Genomic DNA, 20671 nt, shown 5'->3' on the forward strand with positions numbered 1-20671 from the left:
ACGTCATAGCATATCAAATGACATTAATAATCAAAAATCAACTAATAATACAAATTTTTAGTTTTGACGAACCAAAACCATAGACTTGAAGTCCATAGTGGTTTATTAAATTAGCAATAATAGCTTTAAAAATTAAATCTATAACCAAAATCTGGTTGAAACCCTATTTGATTCTTTTATAAAAACATTTTATTTCCCTGTAATATTCTAAAAATCAACATAAAATTGATGTGAAAGCTTTTTTTGTTCTACTGTTTGATTTTATTCCAAATTTTAGATCTAATCTTAAATACAGATCATATTGTTCCCTGTAGGGATTACTATCATTAGTAATCTGAAAACCTGCTACTTGAGAAGCTACTAAATCAACAGAAGTATAATATCTTCCACCTGCTGTTGTAAATTTTGTATTTACAGAAAAAACATTTCTTCTTTCTTTACCAATTTTAAATTCTTTACCCGCTAATGCATTGACAACATACCCGTTATTAAAAGCAGAATTTCTCTCTACTCCGTCGCTACCCGTGTGTTTACTTTCAAAAAAAAAGAAGAAGTAAACAATACATTTTACTCTTTACTAAAAAACTTTTCTAAGGTTAACTCAATGCCCATATTACTTCCTTTACCTTTACTTACTAGCGAGTGCTTATCAATTGAATAACCAAAACTTTCACCTTCAGTTAATGAAGAATAACCCGAAAAGTTTTTTTTCAACTGCAGCTTTAGTTATTACTTGATGGTATAATTCCACTTTAGCTATCCATTTGTAAGCAAATCTTAAATCATAACCTAATACATAATGATCACTTTTTACCAAATCTAATTTTCTATTAGCTTGGACTAAGTTTGCTCCTATGTTTTCATTAAGAAATAATAAAGGTGCTGAAACATTTTGATGGTGTATTCCATAACCAATATTAATTACACTCTTTGAATTTATAGCATAACTAAATGAAGCCCTTGGCTCAACTAAGAATTCTTCATTAATTGAAAAATATTGACCATGTACACCCGTATTTAAAGTTATTTTTTCAGAAAGTCTGATTTGTATCTGTCAGTAAGGTTGAAAGATTGAATAACTACCATTATTTTTTAGTATTACAAACCTTTTTTATTATTCCAGTGCGTTCTTTTTTTCTATTATAACATGGGAACTGAATTAATGGCTTATAAAAATACATTTAAAAAAAAAATCTACTAAATGGACTGGACTGGATTTCAGGCATGAGGATCTAGACCTTGCTTCAGATTTCGTAACAAGACTATCATCTTGTTATCGTTATATTTTAGAAAACAACGAAGAAGATTTAGTAAGCCTTGACAAAGAGCTTAACTTTTTAGACTCTTTCATTTTTATGATGGATGTAAGACATAAAATCTCTCTTAAAATTTCAACAAAATAGATTTAAAAGCAAGTGATTATGTTATTCCAGCTTTATCTCTCCAAATACTTGTTGAAAATGCTTTGAAACATAATTATTATTCAATGGAACATCCTTTAATAATATCTATCACAAATAGTAGTAATAAAACTATCATTGTAGAAAATACCCTAAAACTTCGAAACGAAGAACAAGTATCTACCAAAATGGGAATAAGCAACATAAAAAAAGATATTCCTTCTACACTAATGAAAAAATAGAAATTAATCAAGAAAACAATATTTTTAGAGTTAGCCTACCTCTATTGAAAAAAGAAACTAAACAACAAATACCCTTACAAACAATAAACTAGATGAGAGCAATCATTATAGAAGACGAAGCTATAACTAGTAGGAGACTTAAAAATCTAATAAATGAAGTCTCGTCTGATATTGACATTATAGAAATAATTTCGTCTGTAAATTGGTTTAAAAGAATCCACTCCCAGACTTGATTTTTTTAGATATCCTACTGAATGATGGATATGGATTCGATATTCTTGACTCCTTAGAAAATCATCCACGAATTATTTTTACCACGACATATAACGAATATGCTATTAAAGGTTTTAAATACAATGGTTTTGACTATCTTTTAAAACCCAATTGATAAAAAAGAATTACAGCGAGGTTTGGAAAAGCATAGGTTATCTACGTATCCAAAAAAAGAAATATTAGAACCCAAAATACAGGATTTCAAGAATCTTTTTCAAAAACAATACAAACATCGTTTTAAGGTAAAGGTAGACAATCACTTTAGCACATTTAATGTTAAAGATATCACTTTTTTCAAATCTGAAAACGGAACTATATGCTTAAATACTTTTAATGGAAAAGGTTATCCCATCGAATATACAATTGATCAATTGAATGAAATTTTGAATCCTATTGACTTTTTAGAATCAACCGAAAATAAATGATTTCTTTAAGTTCTGTAAAGGAAATTCATAATTACTTTAATAGTAGATTACTATTAAAGCTAGAACCTTCACAAGAAAATGAGGTAATTGTGTCAAGAGAACGCTGTACGGATTTCAAAATGTGATTAGATATGTAATTGTGTTGATATGAGAATAACTTTTTGAATTGATCCAATTATCTCACAATTCTAAAAAAAAGATACAACAAAAAACCCTAATCAGTATGATTAGGGTTTTTAAAAGAAAGGCGGCGACATACTCTCCCACAGGATTGCAGTACCATCTGCGCAGGTGGGCTTAACTTCTCTGTTCGGAATGGGAAGAGGTGAGCCCCACCGCAATAACCACCTTAAATGATCTAATTGCTTTGGGCAATTAATTGCAATAAACATTTGTTTTTCAAAATGAATATATACAATAATATCTTAACATATTGAGACAAGAAAATATATTTATTATTCTATAGAAAGTGCATCCCTGCTCCTTGCGGAGCAGGAAATTCGTACATAAGCTTACGGGTTATTAGTACTACTTGACTATGACATTACTGCCTTTACATCTATAGCCTATCAACGTGGTCATCTTCCACGACCCTTAAAAGAAATCTCATCTTATGGTGGGTTTCGCGCTTATATGCTTTCAGCGCTTATCCCTTCCAAACGTAGCTACTCTGCAGTGCTCCTGGCGGAACAACAGATACACCAGAGGTTTGTCCAATTCGGTCCTCTCGTACTAGAATCAGATCCATTCAAATTTCTAACGCCCACAGTAGATAGAGACCGAACTGTCTCACGACGTTCTGAACCCAGCTCGCGTGCCACTTTAATGGGCGAACAGCCCAACCCTTGGGACCTTCTCCAGCCCCAGGATGTGACGAGCCGACATCGAGGTGCCAAACCCCCCCGTCGATATGAGCTCTTGGGGGAGATCAGCCTGTTATCCCCGGCGTACCTTTTATCCTTTGAGCGATGGCCCTTCCATGCGGAACCACCGGATCACTATGCTCTACTTTCGTACCTGATCGACCTGTATGTCTCTCAGTCAAGCTCCCTTATACCATTGCACTCTACGCACGGTTACCAAGCGTGCTGAGGGAACCTTTAGAAGCCTCCGTTACTCTTTTGGAGGCGACCACCCCAGTCAAACTACCCACCAAACAATGTCCCCCACTTAAGCGGGGTTAGGCCTCAGACAAGCAAAGGGTGGTATTTCAACAATGACTCCACAACGCCTAGCGACGCCACTTCAAAGTCTCCCACCTATCCTACACATCACGTGTCCAAGGTCAATATTAAGCTATAGTAAAGGTGCACAGGGTCTTTTCGTCCCACTGCGGGTAAGCGGCATCTTCACCGCTACTACAATTTCACCGAGCTCATGGCTGAGACAGTGTCCAGATCGTTACACCATTCGTGCAGGTCGGAACTTACCCGACAAGGAATTTCGCTACCTTAGGACCGTTATAGTTACGGCCGCCGTTTACTGGGGCTTCAATTCAATGCTTCTCCGAAGATAACATCTCCTCTTAACCTTCCAGCACCGGGCAGGTGTCAGGCCCTATACTTCATCTTACGATTTTGCAGAGCCCTGTGTTTTTGATAAACAGTCGCCTGGACCTTTTCACTGCGGCCAGCATTGCTGCTGGCGACCTTTCTCCCGAAGTTACAGGTCTATTTTGCCTAATTCCTTAGCCATGAATCTCTCGAGCACCTTAGGATTCTCTCCTCAACTACCTGTGTCGGTTTACGGTACGGGTACTTATAATCTAAGTTTAGAAACTTTTCTTGGAAGCCCTTAGGCACACTATCCCTTTGTCCGAAGACTCCGAGTACTATCGTATTTCGCCATTCTCTACGGATTTGCCTATAGAGAATATAGCTAGGTACTTCAACGAACTATTCCGTCAGTTCGTGGTGCTTTCATCACTCCGTCATTCCATCACAATTATAAGTAGTACGGGAATATTAACCCGTTATCCATCGACTGTTCCTTTCGGATTCGCCTTAGGACCCGACTAACCCACAGCTGATTAGCATAGCTGTGGAAACCTTAGTTTTTCGGTGTGCGGGTTTCTCGCCCGCATTATCGTTACTTATGCCTACATTTTCTTTTCTAAACAGTCCAGCAATACTCACATATCACCTTCGACCCAGTTTAGAATGCTCCCCTACCACTTGTAATATTTTACAAATCCATAGCTTCGGTAGTATACTTATGCCCGATTATTATCCATGCTCGTCCGCTCGACTAGTGAGCTGTTACGCACTCTTTAAATGAATGGCTGCTTCCAAGCCAACATCCTAGCTGTCTATGCAGACAAACCGCGTTATTTCAACTTAGCATACATTTGGGGACCTTAGCTGATGGTCTGGGTTCTTTCCCTCTCGGACATGGACCTTAGCACCCATGCCCTCACTGATGAAAATCATTATATAGCATTCGGAGTTTGTCAGGAATTGGTAGGTGGTGAAACCCCCGCATCCAATCAGTAGCTCTACCTCTATATAACTATTTCAGCGCTGCACCTAAATGCATTTCGGGGAGTACGAGCTATTTCCGAGTTTGATTGGCCTTTCACCCCTACCCACAGGTCATCCCAAGACTTTTCAACGTCAACGGGTTCGGACCTCCACTTTGGGTTAACAAAGCTTCATCCTGCCCATGGGTAGATCACACGGTTTCGCGTCTACCATTACTGACTAAAGCGCCCTATTCAGACTCGCTTTCGCTACGGATCCGTGGCTTAACCACTTATCCTTGCCAGCAACGGTAACTCGTAGGCTCATTATGCAAAAGGCACGCCGTCACCCCACGAAAGGGCTCCGACCGCTTGTAAGCGTATGGTTTCAGGATCTATTTCACTCCGTTATTCACGGTTCTTTTCACCTTTCCCTCACGGTACTGGTTCACTATCGGTCTCTCAGGAGTATTTAGCCTTACCGGATGGTCCCGGCAGATTCACACAGGGTTTCACGTGCCCCGCGCTACTCAGGATACTGCTATCTATATCTTCTCTTACCTATACAGGACTATCACCTTCTTTGGTTAACCTTTCCAGGTTATTCTAATTCAATCCGCATAGAATATCGCAGTCCTACAACCCCAGTATTGCCGTAACAACACTGGTTTGGGCTAATCCGCGTTCGCTCGCCACTACTTACGGAATCACTTTTGTTTTCTTCTCCTCCGCCTACTTAGATGTTTCAGTTCAGCGGGTTTACTCTCCCGTAGGAGTACTATGTCTTCAACATAGTGGGTTGCCCCATTCGGATATCTACGGATCAATTCGTGTGTGCCAATCCCCGTAGCTTTTCGCAGCTTATCACGTCCTTCATCGCCTCTGAGAGCCTAGGCATTCCCCATACGCCCTTATTTTGCTTATTGTACTTTTATTTAAATGTTATACGAATATAACACCCAAAATTTGTGCTTTCTATTATATTTTTATATTTTTCTTTTCTCAATATGTCAATGAACTTGTGGCTTTTTAAGCCGTGGTGGAGAATATCGGAGTCGAACCGATGACCTCCTGCGTGCAAGGCAGGCGCTCTAGCCAGCTGAGCTAATCCCCCATTTTTAGCGCTAAGTTAACAGTTCTTCAGTTAACAGTACTTAAAACGGCTTCACTCAACCTCTAAAATTTCCTTTTAATAAAACTTTCCCAAAATAGTAGTCCCGGGCAGACTCGAACTGCCGACCCCTACATTATCAGTGTAGTACTCTAACCAGCTGAGCTACGAGACTCTGTTTCTTTAAGTTTTATTATATTATTTGAACTAACAGCGAGAATAAAAACAAATCTACAAATTCTAAAATCTTTCTCTAGAAAGGAGGTGTTCCAGCCGCACCTTCCGGTACGGCTACCTTGTTACGACTTAGCCCTAGTTACCAGTTTTACCCTAGGCAGCTCCTTGCGGTCACCGACTTCAGGTACCCCCAGCTTCCATGGCTTGACGGGCGGTGTGTACAAGGCCCGGGAACGTATTCACCGGATCATGGCTGATATCCGATTACTAGCGATTCCAGCTTCACGGAGTCGAGTTGCAGACTCCGATCCGAACTGAGACCGGTTTTGAAGATTCGCATCTAGTCGCCTAGTAGCTGCTCTCTGTACCGGCCATTGTAGCACGTGTGTGGCCCAGGACGTAAGGGCCGTGATGATTTGACGTCATCCCCACCTTCCTCGCGGTTTGCACCGGCAGTCTCGTTAGAGTTCCCGACATCACTCGCTGGCAACTAACGACAGGGGTTGCGCTCGTTATAGGACTTAACCTGACACCTCACGGCACGAGCTGACGACAACCATGCAGCACCTTGAAAGACGTCCGAAGAAAAAACTGTTTCCAGTCCTGTCGTCTCCCATTTAAGCCCTGGTAAGGTTCCTCGCGTATCATCGAATTAAACCACATGCTCCACCGCTTGTGCGGGCCCCCGTCAATTCCTTTGAGTTTCACACTTGCGTGCGTACTCCCCAGGTGGGATACTTATCACTTTCGCTTAGCCACTCAGTCCGAAAACCGAACAGCTAGTATCCATCGTTTACGGCGTGGACTACCAGGGTATCTAATCCTGTTCGCTACCCACGCTTTCGTCCATCAGCGTCAATCCATTAGTAGTAACCTGCCTTCGCAATTGGTATTCCATGTAATATCTAAGCATTTCACCGCTACACTACATATTCTAGTTACTTCCTAAAAATTCAAGCCCTACAGTATCAATGGCAGTTTCCTAGTTGAGCTAGGAGATTTCACCACTGACTTATAAGGCCGCCTACGGACCCTTTAAACCCAATGATTCCGGATAACGCTTGGATCCTCCGTATTACCGCGGCTGCTGGCACGGAGTTAGCCGATCCTTATTCCTACAGTACCGTCAAGCTGCTACACGTAGCAGTGTTTCTTCCTGTATAAAAGCAGTTTACAACCCATAGGGCAGTCATCCTGCACGCGGCATGGCTGGATCAGGCTTGCGCCCATTGTCCAATATTCCTCACTGCTGCCTCCCGTAGGAGTCTGGTCCGTGTCTCAGTACCAGTGTGGGGGATCTCCCTCTCAGGACCCCTACCCATCATTGTCTTGGTAAGCCGTTACCTTACCAACTAACTAATGGGACGCATGCTCATCTTGTACCGTTGGAACTTTAGTTATCAAATGATGCCATTCAATAACACTATGAGGTATTAATCCAAATTTCTCTGGGCTATCCCTCTGTACAAGGCAGATTGCATACGCGTTACGCACCCGTGCGCCGGTCTCTAGTTCCGAAGAACTATACCCCTCGACTTGCATGTGTTAGGCCTGCCGCTAGCGTTCATCCTGAGCCAGGATCAAACTCTTCATCGTATATTTTTTATATTGTACGATTCTAGCTTTTGTATTTAATTCGCCTTTACTCTCTTATTTTATAATTTAAATCACTTTAAATTATGCTGTCAATTCAATATGTCTATGAACGTGTCATTCTTGTTTTATAACCTTCACTTTCCTTTCAACCCCCCTAAAACTCTATATCTCAAAAGCTTTTCAGTGTCTCAGTTAGCGAGTGCAAAACTACAACCTTCTTTTTAATCTCGCAAGCTTTATTTGATAAAAAAATTATTTTTTTTTCTTAATAAATCCTACTCAATACGTAAATGAACTTCGCTTGTTTCGCGGGGTGCAAAGATAATTAGTTTTTTATTTCTGACAAGCTTTTTTGAAAAAAAAAATTACTCTTTTTTTTAAGCCTCAACTTTACGTTGTAATCATCAATATATATCTAAGAACTTCTGCGGTTATGCGGGTGCAAAAGTAGCCACTTTTTGCGAGTTTCCTAATCTTTTCTTAACTATTTTTTAATATAATTTCAGCTGTTCTGAAAATCAAATACTTACACAACAAAATTTTTTCTTCTTATCAAATACTAAACTTCTTTTATAGCCCAGATAGAAGCTAGATATAACGTAGCGCGAATAGCGGGACGAAAAGTGTTTCTAATCTTTTACTTCTGCTCATTATATATATACTACATTTTTTCACTCCTTTATGTATACTAAATAGTTAATCAAAGCGAATTGCTTTGACTGGTGATATTTTTGTAATTATGTAAGAAGGAATCAACAAAACTAAAAGACATACACCTATAGTCCCAATATTTAACAACACTATATAAGTGATATTAATATCAACCGGTGCCTGACTAACATAATAACTTTCTGGATCTAGTTTTACTACTCCAAAATATTTTTGAATTAACAAAAGTGATATTGCAATGAGATTACCCCAAAACAATCCTCTTGCAATTATATGAAAGGCATTATAAATAAAAATTTTTCTAATACTCCAGTTATCTGCACCAATTGCTTTTAACACACCAACCATTTGGGTACGTTCTAAAATTAAAACCAACAATGCAACTGTCATATTTATTGTAGAAACTATAATCATTACAATTAATATAACTAAAATATTAAAATCGAACAACTTTAGCCATTCGAAAATACTATAATACTTATCTTTAATTGTTACACTATTATATAGAGGAGGGATTTCTTTTCTAATTTCTTCACCTTTTGTATCTATAGCAGAAAAGTCATTCAAAAAAACCTCAAACGAACCTGCTTCATTATCATTCCATTTATTGATATGTTGAATATGCTTTAAGTCGCCCAAAACAATATTAGCATCAAATTCTTCGAATCCAGAATTAAATATTCCAACCAATTTAAAACTCCTTAAATTATATCCTTTATTTTCACTTTTTATAAAATAAGTTCTACAGACATCATTCAACTTTAAATTCAGACGTTTTGCAAGATATTGAGACATTACAATTTCATCGGTTCTCTTCTTATTAATTGAAGGCAAATCTCCTTCAACTAAATACTCCTTAATATTATCCCATTTATAATCTTCTCCAACTCCCTTAAAAATCACCCCTTCTACCGTTTCTTCAGTTCTAATCATGGCTGCTTTAGTTGCAACTGCCTGAATATGACTAACACCTTCAACTATATTAAATTTTGGATAAAAATTTTGTTCTATTGAAATTGGAATTGTACTTACTTGAGATTGATTATCATCGTGGGTTGAAATTACTACATGACCATTGAATGCAGAAATTTTATCTCTTATTTTGTTTTGCAATCCTATACCTGTTGCAATCGACATTATCATCATTATTACACTAACAGCAATAGCTATAATTGCAATTTTTATAATTGGTGAAGAAACACTACTTTTATGGCTTTTAGCCGTAACAAGTCTTTTGGCTATAAAATATTCTAAATTCAAATTATTTATGCTTAATAAATTTATGTTCAAAAATACGTTTTTATTTTTTGTAGTACTTATCTTTTCTTGTGGAAATTCAATCAAGAATAACGAAAATGGAGAAGAAAAAAGAACGACAACAAACAGAGAGAATGAATCTTCTGAACTTAGAAATATTCCTTTAGAAGACAAAAACATAAAAACAGGTGCTGATAATTACATTGAATATTTACCATTATTAGAAAATAAAAAGATAGGTGTTATCACTAATCAATCGGGGATTTTAACTAATGAAACTCATTTAGTTGATTTTCTTTTATCTAAAAATATTAATATACAAACTATATTCGCTCCTGAACATGGTTTTAGAGGTACTGCAGATGCTGGTGAAGTTATAAAAGATGGGAAAGATATAAAAACTGGATTACCAATAGTATCCTTATATGGAAACAATAAAAAACCTAAGGAAGAACAATTGAAAGGTATTGATATTTTAATTTTTGACTTACAAGATGTTGGTGCTCGTTTTTACACTTATATATCTTCTTTACACTATGTAATGGAAGCTTGTGCAGAAAACAAAATTCAATTAATCGTTCTAGACCGACCAAACCCTAACGGAAACATTATTGACGGTCCAATTCTTGAAGAGGAACATCATAGCTTTGTTGGCATGCACAAAATACCAGTTTTACACGGAATGACTATTGCAGAATATGCAAAAATGATAAACGGTGAAAAATGGCTAAAAAATGGAATCCAATGCGAATTAAAAACTATTTCATGCACAAATTACAACAGAAAGATGAGTTATGACTTACTTGTGAAACCATCTCCTAATTTACCAAATAGCCAATCTATAAACTTATATGCAAGTTTGTGCTTTTTTGAAGGAACGAATGTAAGTGTTGGTAGAGGAACAAATAATCAGTTTCAAATATACGGTTCTCCATATTTACCAAAAAGCAATTTCAACTTTACACCAAAATCTAATGAAGGTGCAAAAGACCCTATGTATAAAGGAAAAACATGTTATGGAGAAGATTTAACTAAAATTGAAAAAATCAATCAACTAGAATTAAAATGGCTAATCAAAGCATATAATCAAACATCTGACAAATCGAAGTTCTTTAATTCCTTCTTCACAAAACTTGCTGGAACAAAAAAATTACAAGAACAAATTGAAAAAGGAATATCTGAAAAAGAAATAAGAAAAACATGGGAAAAAGATATTAATTCCTTTAAGAAAATGAGAGCCTTGTATCTTATATATGAAAATTAAAAACTAAACCATTTTTGAAATTCACTATAAAAAACACAATTTCCAGACGAACTTTTATAATTATAAGTCTCGGTGTCATTCTATTGACTATAATTGCTATTTATTCATTAAGCAATTTAATCACAAAAATCACAGAAAAATCGAATTATGAAATCGCGCAACGAAGTTTCTTAAAAAAATATGATGTCTTTCAGCAAGAATTTTCACGCTTATTAGAACAAAAGAATAACGTTAATCAGATTCTGAAAATAAGCAAAGATAAAGACTTAGTAAATAATCTTTCTGTTTTAAACACCGTCCAACTTAGTAACACAGTTGTTATTCGAAATTGGTTTCAAATAAATGATGGATCAATACATGTAAATAATTCTTCTGAAAAAGAATACATTAATAAGGATATTAATCTATCTGTTGATTCAATTCATAAAAAAGAAAACACAAGTGTCATTTTTCAACAAGATAACATATTGATTTGGCGTAATTATTTTAAAGTCTATAAAAATGACTCAACACTTATCCGTTATGGCTATGATGTAGATTTAAAAAAACTCCATAGTTATTTTTCTACAATTGATGAAAATGCACCTAACTATGCCTTTGTTTTTGACAAAAACGGAACAACTATTTTTCATCCAGATCATGATAAAAACGGAAAAAACATTTTTAGTTTTTCAAACATTAAGTCGTCAGATACTATTTTTCAAAATGGGACAACTTATAATGAAGAAATTGCAATATCTGAATATTTGCAATTAGATGTTATTCGATTTATAAAACCTTTACGCTTTGAAGGTATTGACTGGTATATTTGTATAAACTTTCCAAAATTAATTGCAGACGAAAATGTAAATAATGTGAAAAAACATGCTTCCGCTATTTATCTAACGACAACTTTTATTCTAGTCTTTATATTTTATTTATTTAATCGTGCAAACCGAAAAGAGTATCTTGAAAAGGCATCTTTAATAAAAGATAAAAATAAATTATTACTAGAAAATGAAAAAGTAACAAAGGAAAAAGCATTAATTCAATTACAACAATTGAAAGAGCAAATTAATCCACATTTTTTATTCAATACTTTAAATTCTCTTTATATGTTGATTGATTCAAATAATCAAACAGCAAAGAAGTTCACTTTAAATTTATCTAAAATTTATCGATATCTTATTGAACCACCGCAAGAAAATATAGTTCCACTAAACGAAGAACTATCATTTATAGAAAAATACATTTTTTTGCAGATGACTCGGTTTAATGAAGAGCTACAATTCTCAATTGAAATAGAGGAAGATTCTGGATTAATAAAAGAGATTCCATATTTAGCTCTTCAAATTTGCATTGAAAATATTATAAAACATAATTCTGCTACAATTGAATCACCTTTAAGTACTCGAATTATTATTAAAAAAGATGTTGTAATTATTAGCAATAATTTACAAAAAAAGACAAATCCTGAACAAAGTAATAATTTTGGACTAAAATATTTACAAAGTATCTACAATTATTATTCTAAAGAAGACTTTAAAACATTTGAAAAAGAGGGGAATTTTACCTGTATACTTCCATTAATTGATTAAAAAAATCATTCACTCTCAAAAAATAGCCACTCACTCCCTTTTGTTTTTATATTATCGTCAAAGCCCATAAATTTCACGATAATTATTTAACCTAAACTTAACATAAATGAGACAAAAGGCATTCGTATCAAACGCAAAATATGTATTGATATTATTGTTTTTATTAAGTAATATTTCCGCTTTTTCGCAAAAAAGAAAGCAAAAAAATACAAAATCAGAAACGACAAAAGATACTACAGTTACAAAAACGAAAGGTTACGCTGAACTAATTAAAAAAGGAACTTTCAAAAAAGGTTTATTTAACACCATTCAGGTTAAAACCGATATCTATTTTGAAATTCCTGATAGTTTAATGGGAAGGGAATTTCTTGTGGTAAATAAATTATCACAAGTTCCTATGCAAGTTAATGAAGCAGGCTTAAACAAAGGAATGAATTATGAAAATAAAGTGATTACTTTTTACAAAGATACTATTGCAAAAAAAGTTTGGGTTAAATCATATCTACCAAAAGTTTCGTCTCCTGAAAATGATGCCATTACGGAATCTGTGAAGAATAATTTTTCAGAATCAATAATAGAGTTTTTTGACATTGAAACCAAAAATAATGATTCAACTTCCGTAGTAATAAAAGTTAATAAAATATTTGATGGAAAACAGAAAAGCTTTAATGATATATTAAGTAATATTGGTTTTGGCGGATCTGTTAAATCAGACTTATCATATATTGAAAATGTAAAAACATTTCCAAACAATGTAATTGTAAAATCACAATTAACCACTTCTATTAGTGAAGGAGGACCAGTTTTATTCGTAACATTAGGAGTAACTAGCAATATTGTTTTATTAGATAAGGTTCCTATGAAACCTCGATTTTCAGACAAACGTATTGGCTATTTCACAGAAAAGCATTGGTATTTTAATGATACTCAACATGCAATGGTTGAAAAAGAGCTAATCACTAGATGGAGGCTGGAGCCAAAAAAAGAGGATGAAGATAAATATTTAAAAGGAGAATTAGTAGAACCTAAAAAACCTATTGTCTATTATATTGATCCTTCTACACCTAAACAATGGAGACAATATATCATTGATGGTGTACACGATTGGCAAGTCGCTTTTGAGAAAGCTGGATTTAAAAATGCAATAATAGCAAAAGAACCGACAGAAGCAGACACCGATTTTGATGTTGATGATGTTCGTTATTCTGTTATTACATACGCTGCTTCTCCAAAAGCAAATGCTATGGGACCGTCTGTAGTTGATCCAAGAAGTGGAGAAATACTTGAAGCTGATATTATATGGTGGCACAATGTGATGACTTCTTTACATAGTTGGATGCGTATTCAAACTGGACCAATTGATACAAAAGCAAGAGGTAATAAATTTAGTGATGAACATATGGGTGAAGCCATTCGGTTTGTTTCATCACATGAAGTCGGACACACTTTTGGATTAAAACACAATATGGGTTCTTCATTTGCGTTTGAGGTAGACTCTTTACGTTCTAAAGATTTCACAGAAAAAATGGGCGGAACAGCTCCTTCAATCATGGATTATGCACGTTATAACTATGTTGCACAACCTGAAGACAGCATAACAGCAATAACTCCTAAAATTGGAGAGTATGACAAATATGCTATTGATTGGGGATATAGATGGTATCCAAATGAAACAGTAGAAAAAGAAAAATTAAATGCATTAATTGCTAAACATCAAAATGATCCTATTTATTTTTATGGAGAACAACAAGATGGTGGCGCTATAATTGACCCTCGCTCTCAATCAGAAGATTTAGGAAACGATGCCGTTAAAGCAAGTGAATATGGGTTAAAAAATCTTAAAAGAGTTGTTGAAAACATCTTAACTTGGACGTATGACAAAGATGAGCCATATTATCAAACTGGCAAACTATATATCGGAACTATTGGTCAATGGCAATTATATAACCGTCATGTTCTAAATAACATCGGTGGAATATATTTAAACACAACAGTACATGGTGATGACAAAGCAAGTTATATTCCGGTTCCAGCCGCAATGCAAAGAAAAGCAACAGATTACTTATTAAAAAATGTAATTACAATTCCAGAATGGTTATTCTTTAACTCTATTCTTGACAAAACAAATCCATTAAAAGACTCTCCTGTTGGTCCATATGAATACACTCCTTATACCTTATCTAGAGAATTACAATATGGTATTTTATATGATTTATTCAGAGATGAACGTTTATTAAGAATGATTGAAAATGAATTGTATCAACGTAATAACAATAAAGAAAAACTATTTACTGTAGGCAACCTTTTTGAAAAAGTTCATCAACATGCTTTTAACGGAACTATTCAAAATAAATCATTGTCAATTTTGGAACGTATGACACAAAAAAATTATGTAGATGTATTAATTGTTTCTATAAACAAACTATTTGAAAAAACAGATTCTAAAAAAACACTTCAATTTACAAAAACATTAAATATGCCATCATTATGTAATCATATTCATGAAGACAAAATGATTAGAAATATAAATCAATCTTCTTTAAAAAGAGTGACAGAAGTAACATCTGAGAAAAAAGGAGAATTAAATAAAATTTTACGATTATTACAATTAAAGAAGAATACAGGTAATCAAGAAACTAGAAATCATTATGCAGATTTAATCAATCGTATTAACAAAGCACTTAACAACTCGCTATTAACTAACTAATAAAAAATGAAGAAACTATTTTTTTTAATGACTATCATACTCTCTTATGCTAGTCATGCGCAAGAAACTAGAACGATTACTGGACAAGTAATTGATTCCGAAGATAGACTACCTATTCCTGGAGTTTCTGTTTATGTGGAAAAACAGTCTATCTCTAATGAAACGGAACAAAGTGGAATTATTCAAAGTACTAGTGTAGGAACAATTACTGATATGGATGGATACTTCAAATTAGAAATAAATAAGGAAGTAAAAAGTTTACGTGTTAGCTTCATGGGATACCAATCCTATTTAATTGATTTATCTTCTCAAAACAATTATAATATTGCTTTAAAAGTAGATTTAAATGAATTACAAGAAATTGTAGTAACAGGTTATCAGAAAATAGAAAAGCGAAAACTTACTTCTGCTTTAACTAAAGTAGATATGGAAGATATTCAACAAGCTGGTGTTGCAAGTGTAGATCAATTGTTAGCTGGACAAGTGGCTGGTGTTGCCATCACTCCAGGAAATGGAGCTCCAGGTGGTGCAGCAAAAATTAGAATTAGAGGTACAGCTTCTCTATCTGGTCCGCAAGATCCACTTTGGGTATTAGATGGTCTTCCATTAGAAGGAAATGATGTTCCAAACTTTAATGATAAAGACAATATTGATCAATTAAACAACTTCTCTATTGCAGGATTAAATCCTGATGACATAAAAGATATTACAATTTTAAAAGATGCTGCTGCAACAGCTATTTATGGTGCAAGAGCAGCAAATGGTGTAATTGTAATTACAACTAAAAAAGGAAGAAAAGGGAAAATGTCCGTAAATTTTACTGCAAACACATTTGTAACTCAAAAACCAGATTTTTCGAAGTTAAATTTAATGAATGCTAATCAAAAAGTTGATTTCGAATTAGCGTTAGCTGGGCGTTCTGATTTAACATTCAGAGATGATAAGGGTGAGATTTCTCGTATTTTAAATGGTTCAGGAGAATTAGATGCATATAGAACAGGTGGTTTTTCTGCTTTAACTCCTGGAACACAACAAGCTATTAATACTCTACGTAATAATCAAACAGATTGGGGTAATTTATTATATAGAACTGCCGTTAATAAACAATATGGTTTAAGCTTATCAGGTGGTGGTGAAAAATCAGACTATTACTTTTCGTTAGGTTATTATGATGAAAAAGGAACAACTATAGGAACTGGTTTTGAAAGATATAATATCACTTTAAAAAACAATTACGAATTATCAGATAGATTCAAAGTAGGTATTGGCCTATTTGGAAGCCAAAGTAAAAACTCTTCTTATATTTCAGACAGTGACGCTTTTACCAATCCTGCAAATTATTCAAGAAATGCAAACCCATACCTTTCTCCAAAAGACGAAAATGGCAACTATATATATGATCAGGACATTCAAGGTTATTCAGATCGTTATGTTCCTTTTAACTTCTTAGAAGAAAGAGAAAACACTTCTTATGAATTAAAAACAAGAGCAATAAAAGCAATTTTTGATTTAGAATACAAAGTTATTAAGGACTTAAAACTAACTTCTCAAATCGGCTTACAGATGGATAATTCTGGAACAGAAAAATATGCTGGAAAAGAAACTTATTTCTCACGTAAAGAAAAAGAAAAAACAAGACGATACAGCAATGGGAGCTACTATTACTTTCTACCAGAAGGTGGTATTATCCAAAACTGGAACACTGATTTTTTCCAATACAACATAAAAACACAATTGATGTACAACAAAATCATCAATGAAAAACACGAGTTAGATTTCCTTATTGGTAATGAATTAAGAAGAAATTACAACACTAACATTTACTCTAGAGGTTTTGGTTACGATCGCCAAACAGGTACGACTAGTCAAATTGTTTTTCCTAATCAAGAAATAGCTAATAGTAATGAATATAGAACCTATAATCGAACTAAAAACGAAAATGCATTTGCATCAATGTATGCAACAGCATCCTACACTTACAATAGAAAATATACTGTATTTGGAAGTGTAAGATATGATGGTTCAGATTTATTTGGAGTAGATCCTAAATATAAATATTTACCATTATGGTCTATTTCAGGATCATGGTTTGCTTCAGAAGAAGATTTTATAAAAAACAATATAAAAGCTATTAGTAATTTAAGATTTCGTGCTTCATATGGTTTACAAGGAAATATTGACAAAGGAACATCTCCTTTTGTTGTAGGAAATTATGGAACTGCTAATATATTACCCGGACAATCTGAAACAACAATTGTAGTAACAAGTCCTCCAAATAACAAATTACGTTGGGAAAAAACAGAAAATGTAAACTTTGGTTTAGATTTAGGTGTTTTAAAAAACCGTATTAATGTAGCAGCAGATTTATATGGAAGAAGAAGTACTGATTTATTAGGTATTCGTGCTTTACCTCTTGAAAACGGATTTGAATATACAAATATGAACTGGGCTCAAGTTACTAATAAAGGATACGAAATCTCAGTATCAACTAAAAACATAGATAATCCAAACTTTAAATGGTCAACTAACTTCAATTTTGCTCATAACAAAAGTAATATTGATCGTATAGAAGTAAGAGCAAACAGTTATCTTCCTTCAGGAGAAGGCTACCCTGTTAATGCTGTTTTTGCATTAAAAACAGCTGGAATTGATGAAAATGGATATCCTCAATTTTTGAACAATAATGGAGAAGTTGTAAATGCTGTAGACTTCTTCCAATTATATGATCCTTATGCTGTAATTTTCCCTGGTGAAATTTCTCAATCAAGATTAACTGAAAACGCTGAAAATTTTAGAAGCTTATTCACTTATGTAGGAGATAGAGATCCTAAATTTACAGGAGGTTTCATTAACACTTTTAAAATTAAGAACTTTGATGTAACTATTTCAACTACATTTAATTTAAAACAAACAGTTGTTAAAACGCCTCCATACAATGGAACACAAGTAGATAGAGGCCAGAACTATACTACTGATATTTTAGACGCTTGGTCTCCATCTAATCCTAATTCTAATTTACCTGGAATTGTAGGTGCAAATTCAGGAACGGGTGATTCATGGATGGCGTATCAATGGTTTGCAAACGGTTCTCCTGTTAACACCTATGCTCTTTTAGACACTTGGGTTGATGAAATGAGCTATATGAGACTTAGTAGTATTCGTTTAGGTTACACATTACCAAAATCTGTAACAGATAAAATGAAAATTCAAAATGTAAGATTTAATGTGGAAGGAAGAAATCTTTTCGTTGTTAGTTCTAACTATAAAGGCTATTTTGATCCAGAAACATATGGTAACATTTATGCACAACCAATTCCTAGATCTATAACATTAGGCTTAAACTTAACTTTTTAAAAATTGAGGATTATGAAAAACATATCAAAATATATAATTCTATTTACAATTGTAATTGGAATGAATAGTTGCAATGACTATCTAGATATTAAACCAGAAGGAAAAGTAATCCCTGAAACATTAGAAGATTTTCGTGCCGTATTAACTACTGGATACAGTGCTTTTCCTAGACATAAATCATTAGCTACTTTAAGAGCAGATGAACTTATTCTAAATGAATTTGACGATCAATTATTATATAGTAAAGATATTTACATTTGGAAAGATGCAAATCCTGATCCGGCAACAACGAGCTTCCAGTGGGCACAATTGTATAATACTATTTTTTATACTAATGTAGTAATTAATGATGGCGACACAAAAGTTCCTTCTTCTACTGAGAAAGATCAATTAATTGGTGAAGCATACGCTTTAAGAGCACTTACCTATTTTGATCTAATTAATTTATTTGGAAAACCATACAATACTGCTACCTCTTCTTCAGACAGAGGAGTTCCACTAGCTTTAGAAATAGATTTAGAACAAGATTTTATTCCAGAGAGTGTTGCTAATGTTTACAACCAAATACTTTCTGATATTGAAGAAGCTAAAAGTTTATTAAATAAAGATACACAAGCAACAGGATTAAACTATCGCTTTTCAAAAGCCGCTATTTATGCATTAGAAGCTAGGGTTAGTCTATATAGAAATGAATGGCAAAAAGCCTTAGACGCTGTCAATATTGCTTTATCATATAGAAATGAATTAATAGACCTTAATACTAACTTAACTTTACCAAACAAGTACAATAGTGTTGAATCTGTAATGGCTTTAGAAGATGTTTTTACAAACTCTTTAAAAGTTTCCACTTATGCTTCTTCTGAATTAATTGATGCTTTCGATCAAACAAATGATTTACGTTTTTCTTTATATTTTGAACCTTCAGGAAGTAGGTTTAAATTTGAAAAAGGAGGTGAACAAGAACAAAAATGTACTTTTAGAACTTCTGAATTATATTTAATTAAAGCTGAAGCTGAGTTAAGACTAAACAACTTTAGCGATTCAAAAACTACATTACTTCACTTATTACAAAAAAGATATACTCCAACAGCTTATACCCAGTTAAGTACTGACATTAATGCAATGTCCAATCTGGAATTCACAACTTTCCTTTTTGAAGAAAGAAGACGTGAATTAGCAGTAGAAGGCCATCGTTGGTTTGATCTAAGAAGAATGAATCAAAAACAAATTATTCATCAAGTAGAAGGATTAGATTATACGCTCATAGAAAACGATCCGCGATATACATTGCCATATCCGCTAAATGCACAATTAAACAATCCAAACTTATAATTAAAGAAATCCTGAATTTGAAATTCGGGATTTTTTTTTACTTTTACATAAAAAGAAAATGAAAATAGCTATTGTAGAAGACGAACATTTAGCTTCCAGTTATCTAAAATCGATTTTAGAAAAACAAGAAGTTATTGCAGTATCTAAAATAACTATTTTAAAATCCGTTAAAGAAGCCGTTGCATTTTTCAAAGAGCACACGACAGACTTAGTTTTTATGGATATTCATTTAGGAGATGGAAAAAGCTTAGATATTTTTGAAGAGATTTCTATTCCAAGTCCTATCATATTTGTAACAGCTTATGATACTTATGCTATAAAAGTGTTCAAACATTTCACTATTGATTACTTACTTAAACCCTTTGAAGAAGAAGAGCTTGTTTCAGCTTTATCAAAATACAAAAAAATAAAAGGTTCGTTTAACTTAAACCAAACCGTACAATCACTTGATTTAATAGAAAATAAAAACATCGATTCATACCAAAAACGTTTTTTAGTCAATCATGGCTATAAATTTATATCCATTAATGATTCTGATATTAGTTGTTTTATGGGTTCAGGTAAACACCTCTTTATTTATACTTCCAATGGAAATAGTTATCTATATAATGATACTATTAAAGATGTTATCAATAAACTAAATCCCGAATTCTTTTTTAAAGTGAACAGAAAATATATATTACATGTTTCAGCAATAAAAGAAGTCATTCGCCATACTAGTCAAAAAGTAGAAATAAAAGTAATTGATACAATAAATGACGATAATCCTATACTAGTAAGCAAAAATAAAATTACTAGCTTTAAAAAATGGCTTGACAAATAGTTTTTT

11 protein-coding genes, 2 tRNA genes and 3 rRNA genes are annotated in these 20671 nt (G+C 33.7%); 9 read left to right on the forward strand and 7 right to left on the reverse strand.

The window, feature by feature from the left end:
* Nucleotides 1-567 precede the first annotated feature (567 nt).
* Entirely contained in the window at nucleotides 568-714 is a 147-nt protein-coding gene (locus L2Z92_RS04060) for a hypothetical protein (RefSeq protein ID WP_236457572.1), read from the reverse strand.
* A 497-nt stretch (nucleotides 715-1211) separates the two neighbouring features.
* On the opposite strand from L2Z92_RS04060, the gene L2Z92_RS21445 reads away from it, so the two are divergent.
* From L2Z92_RS21445 to L2Z92_RS04065, 3 genes are all read left to right on the forward strand, one after another.
* Nucleotides 1212-1403 carry a histidine kinase gene (locus L2Z92_RS21445; protein ID WP_407647583.1) on the forward strand — a complete coding sequence of 64 codons (192 nt, stop codon included), beginning with the start codon at nucleotides 1212-1214 and terminating at the stop codon, nucleotides 1401-1403.
* A gap of 468 nt (nucleotides 1404-1871) precedes the next feature.
* A complete protein-coding gene (locus tag L2Z92_RS21450) occupies nucleotides 1872-2030 on the forward strand; it encodes a LytR/AlgR family response regulator transcription factor (protein WP_379677650.1) in 159 nt (52 codons plus the stop codon).
* Nucleotides 2031-2052: 22 nt separating this feature from the next.
* Complete coding sequence (locus L2Z92_RS04065; RefSeq protein ID WP_236457573.1) at nucleotides 2053-2340, forward strand: hypothetical protein; 288 nt, start codon at nucleotides 2053-2055, stop codon at nucleotides 2338-2340.
* Between the two features lie 242 nt (nucleotides 2341-2582).
* Here L2Z92_RS04065 and rrf read toward each other — a convergent pair.
* From rrf to L2Z92_RS04095, 6 genes are all read right to left on the reverse strand, one after another.
* Nucleotides 2583-2692 (reverse strand): 5S ribosomal RNA (gene rrf, locus L2Z92_RS04070).
* 150 nt (nucleotides 2693-2842) lie between these two features.
* Nucleotides 2843-5724: ribosomal RNA gene (locus tag L2Z92_RS04075) — 23S ribosomal RNA — on the reverse strand.
* 111 nt (nucleotides 5725-5835) lie between these two features.
* A tRNA-Ala gene (locus tag L2Z92_RS04080) sits at nucleotides 5836-5912 on the reverse strand.
* Between the two features lie 98 nt (nucleotides 5913-6010).
* Nucleotides 6011-6084: transfer RNA gene (locus L2Z92_RS04085), tRNA-Ile, on the reverse strand.
* Nucleotides 6085-6166: 82 nt separating this feature from the next.
* Nucleotides 6167-7682: ribosomal RNA gene (locus L2Z92_RS04090) — 16S ribosomal RNA — on the reverse strand.
* Together the 16S, 23S and 5S rRNA genes with 2 tRNA genes alongside form the textbook arrangement of a ribosomal RNA operon.
* A gap of 696 nt (nucleotides 7683-8378) precedes the next feature.
* Nucleotides 8379-9611 (reverse strand): ABC transporter permease, encoded by a 1233-nt coding sequence (locus L2Z92_RS04095; RefSeq protein ID WP_236458816.1) that lies wholly within the window; start codon nucleotides 9609-9611, stop codon nucleotides 8379-8381.
* Between the two features lie 7 nt (nucleotides 9612-9618).
* On the opposite strand from L2Z92_RS04095, the gene L2Z92_RS04100 reads away from it, so the two are divergent.
* The 6 genes from L2Z92_RS04100 (at nucleotide 9619) to L2Z92_RS04125 (ending at nucleotide 20665) form a co-directional block, all read left to right on the forward strand.
* Nucleotides 9619-10872 (forward strand): exo-beta-N-acetylmuramidase NamZ family protein, encoded by a 1254-nt coding sequence (locus L2Z92_RS04100; protein ID WP_236457574.1) that lies wholly within the window; start codon nucleotides 9619-9621, stop codon nucleotides 10870-10872.
* A gap of 14 nt (nucleotides 10873-10886) precedes the next feature.
* Nucleotides 10887-12449 carry a histidine kinase gene (locus L2Z92_RS04105; RefSeq protein WP_236457575.1) on the forward strand — a complete coding sequence of 521 codons (1563 nt, stop codon included), beginning with the start codon at nucleotides 10887-10889 and terminating at the stop codon, nucleotides 12447-12449.
* Nucleotides 12450-12555: 106 nt separating this feature from the next.
* On the forward strand, nucleotides 12556-15156 hold the full coding sequence (locus L2Z92_RS04110) for a zinc-dependent metalloprotease (protein ID WP_236457576.1): 2601 nt from the start codon (nucleotides 12556-12558) through the stop codon (nucleotides 15154-15156).
* 6 nt (nucleotides 15157-15162) lie between these two features.
* A complete protein-coding gene (locus tag L2Z92_RS04115; RefSeq protein WP_236457577.1) occupies nucleotides 15163-18510 on the forward strand; it encodes a SusC/RagA family TonB-linked outer membrane protein in 3348 nt (1115 codons plus the stop codon).
* Nucleotides 18511-18522: 12 nt separating this feature from the next.
* Nucleotides 18523-19842 carry a RagB/SusD family nutrient uptake outer membrane protein gene (locus L2Z92_RS04120; RefSeq protein WP_236457578.1) on the forward strand — a complete coding sequence of 440 codons (1320 nt, stop codon included), beginning with the start codon at nucleotides 18523-18525 and terminating at the stop codon, nucleotides 19840-19842.
* Between the two features lie 58 nt (nucleotides 19843-19900).
* Nucleotides 19901-20665, forward strand: a complete 765-nt coding sequence (locus tag L2Z92_RS04125) for a LytR/AlgR family response regulator transcription factor (protein WP_236457579.1) — start codon at nucleotides 19901-19903, stop codon at nucleotides 20663-20665.
* The last annotated feature ends 6 nt before the right edge of the window (nucleotides 20666-20671 follow it).

This window comes from Flavobacterium jumunjinense (assembly GCF_021650975.2).
Lineage (GTDB): Bacteria > Bacteroidota > Bacteroidia > Flavobacteriales > Flavobacteriaceae > Flavobacterium > Flavobacterium jumunjinense.

What these genes read in the sequence shown, in the direction of transcription:
- L2Z92_RS04100 (WP_236457574.1), top strand. Translation starts at nt 9,619, where the DNA reads ATGCTTAATAAATTTATGTTCAAAAATACGTTTTTATTTTTTGTAGTA.
- L2Z92_RS04120 (WP_236457578.1), top strand. Translation starts at nt 18,523, where the DNA reads ATGAAAAACATATCAAAATATATAATTCTATTTACAATTGTAATTGGA.
- L2Z92_RS04125 (WP_236457579.1), top strand. Translation starts at nt 19,901, where the DNA reads ATGAAAATAGCTATTGTAGAAGACGAACATTTAGCTTCCAGTTATCTA.
- L2Z92_RS04115 (WP_236457577.1), top strand. Translation starts at nt 15,163, where the DNA reads ATGAAGAAACTATTTTTTTTAATGACTATCATACTCTCTTATGCTAGT.
- L2Z92_RS04110 (WP_236457576.1), top strand. Translation starts at nt 12,556, where the DNA reads ATGAGACAAAAGGCATTCGTATCAAACGCAAAATATGTATTGATATTA.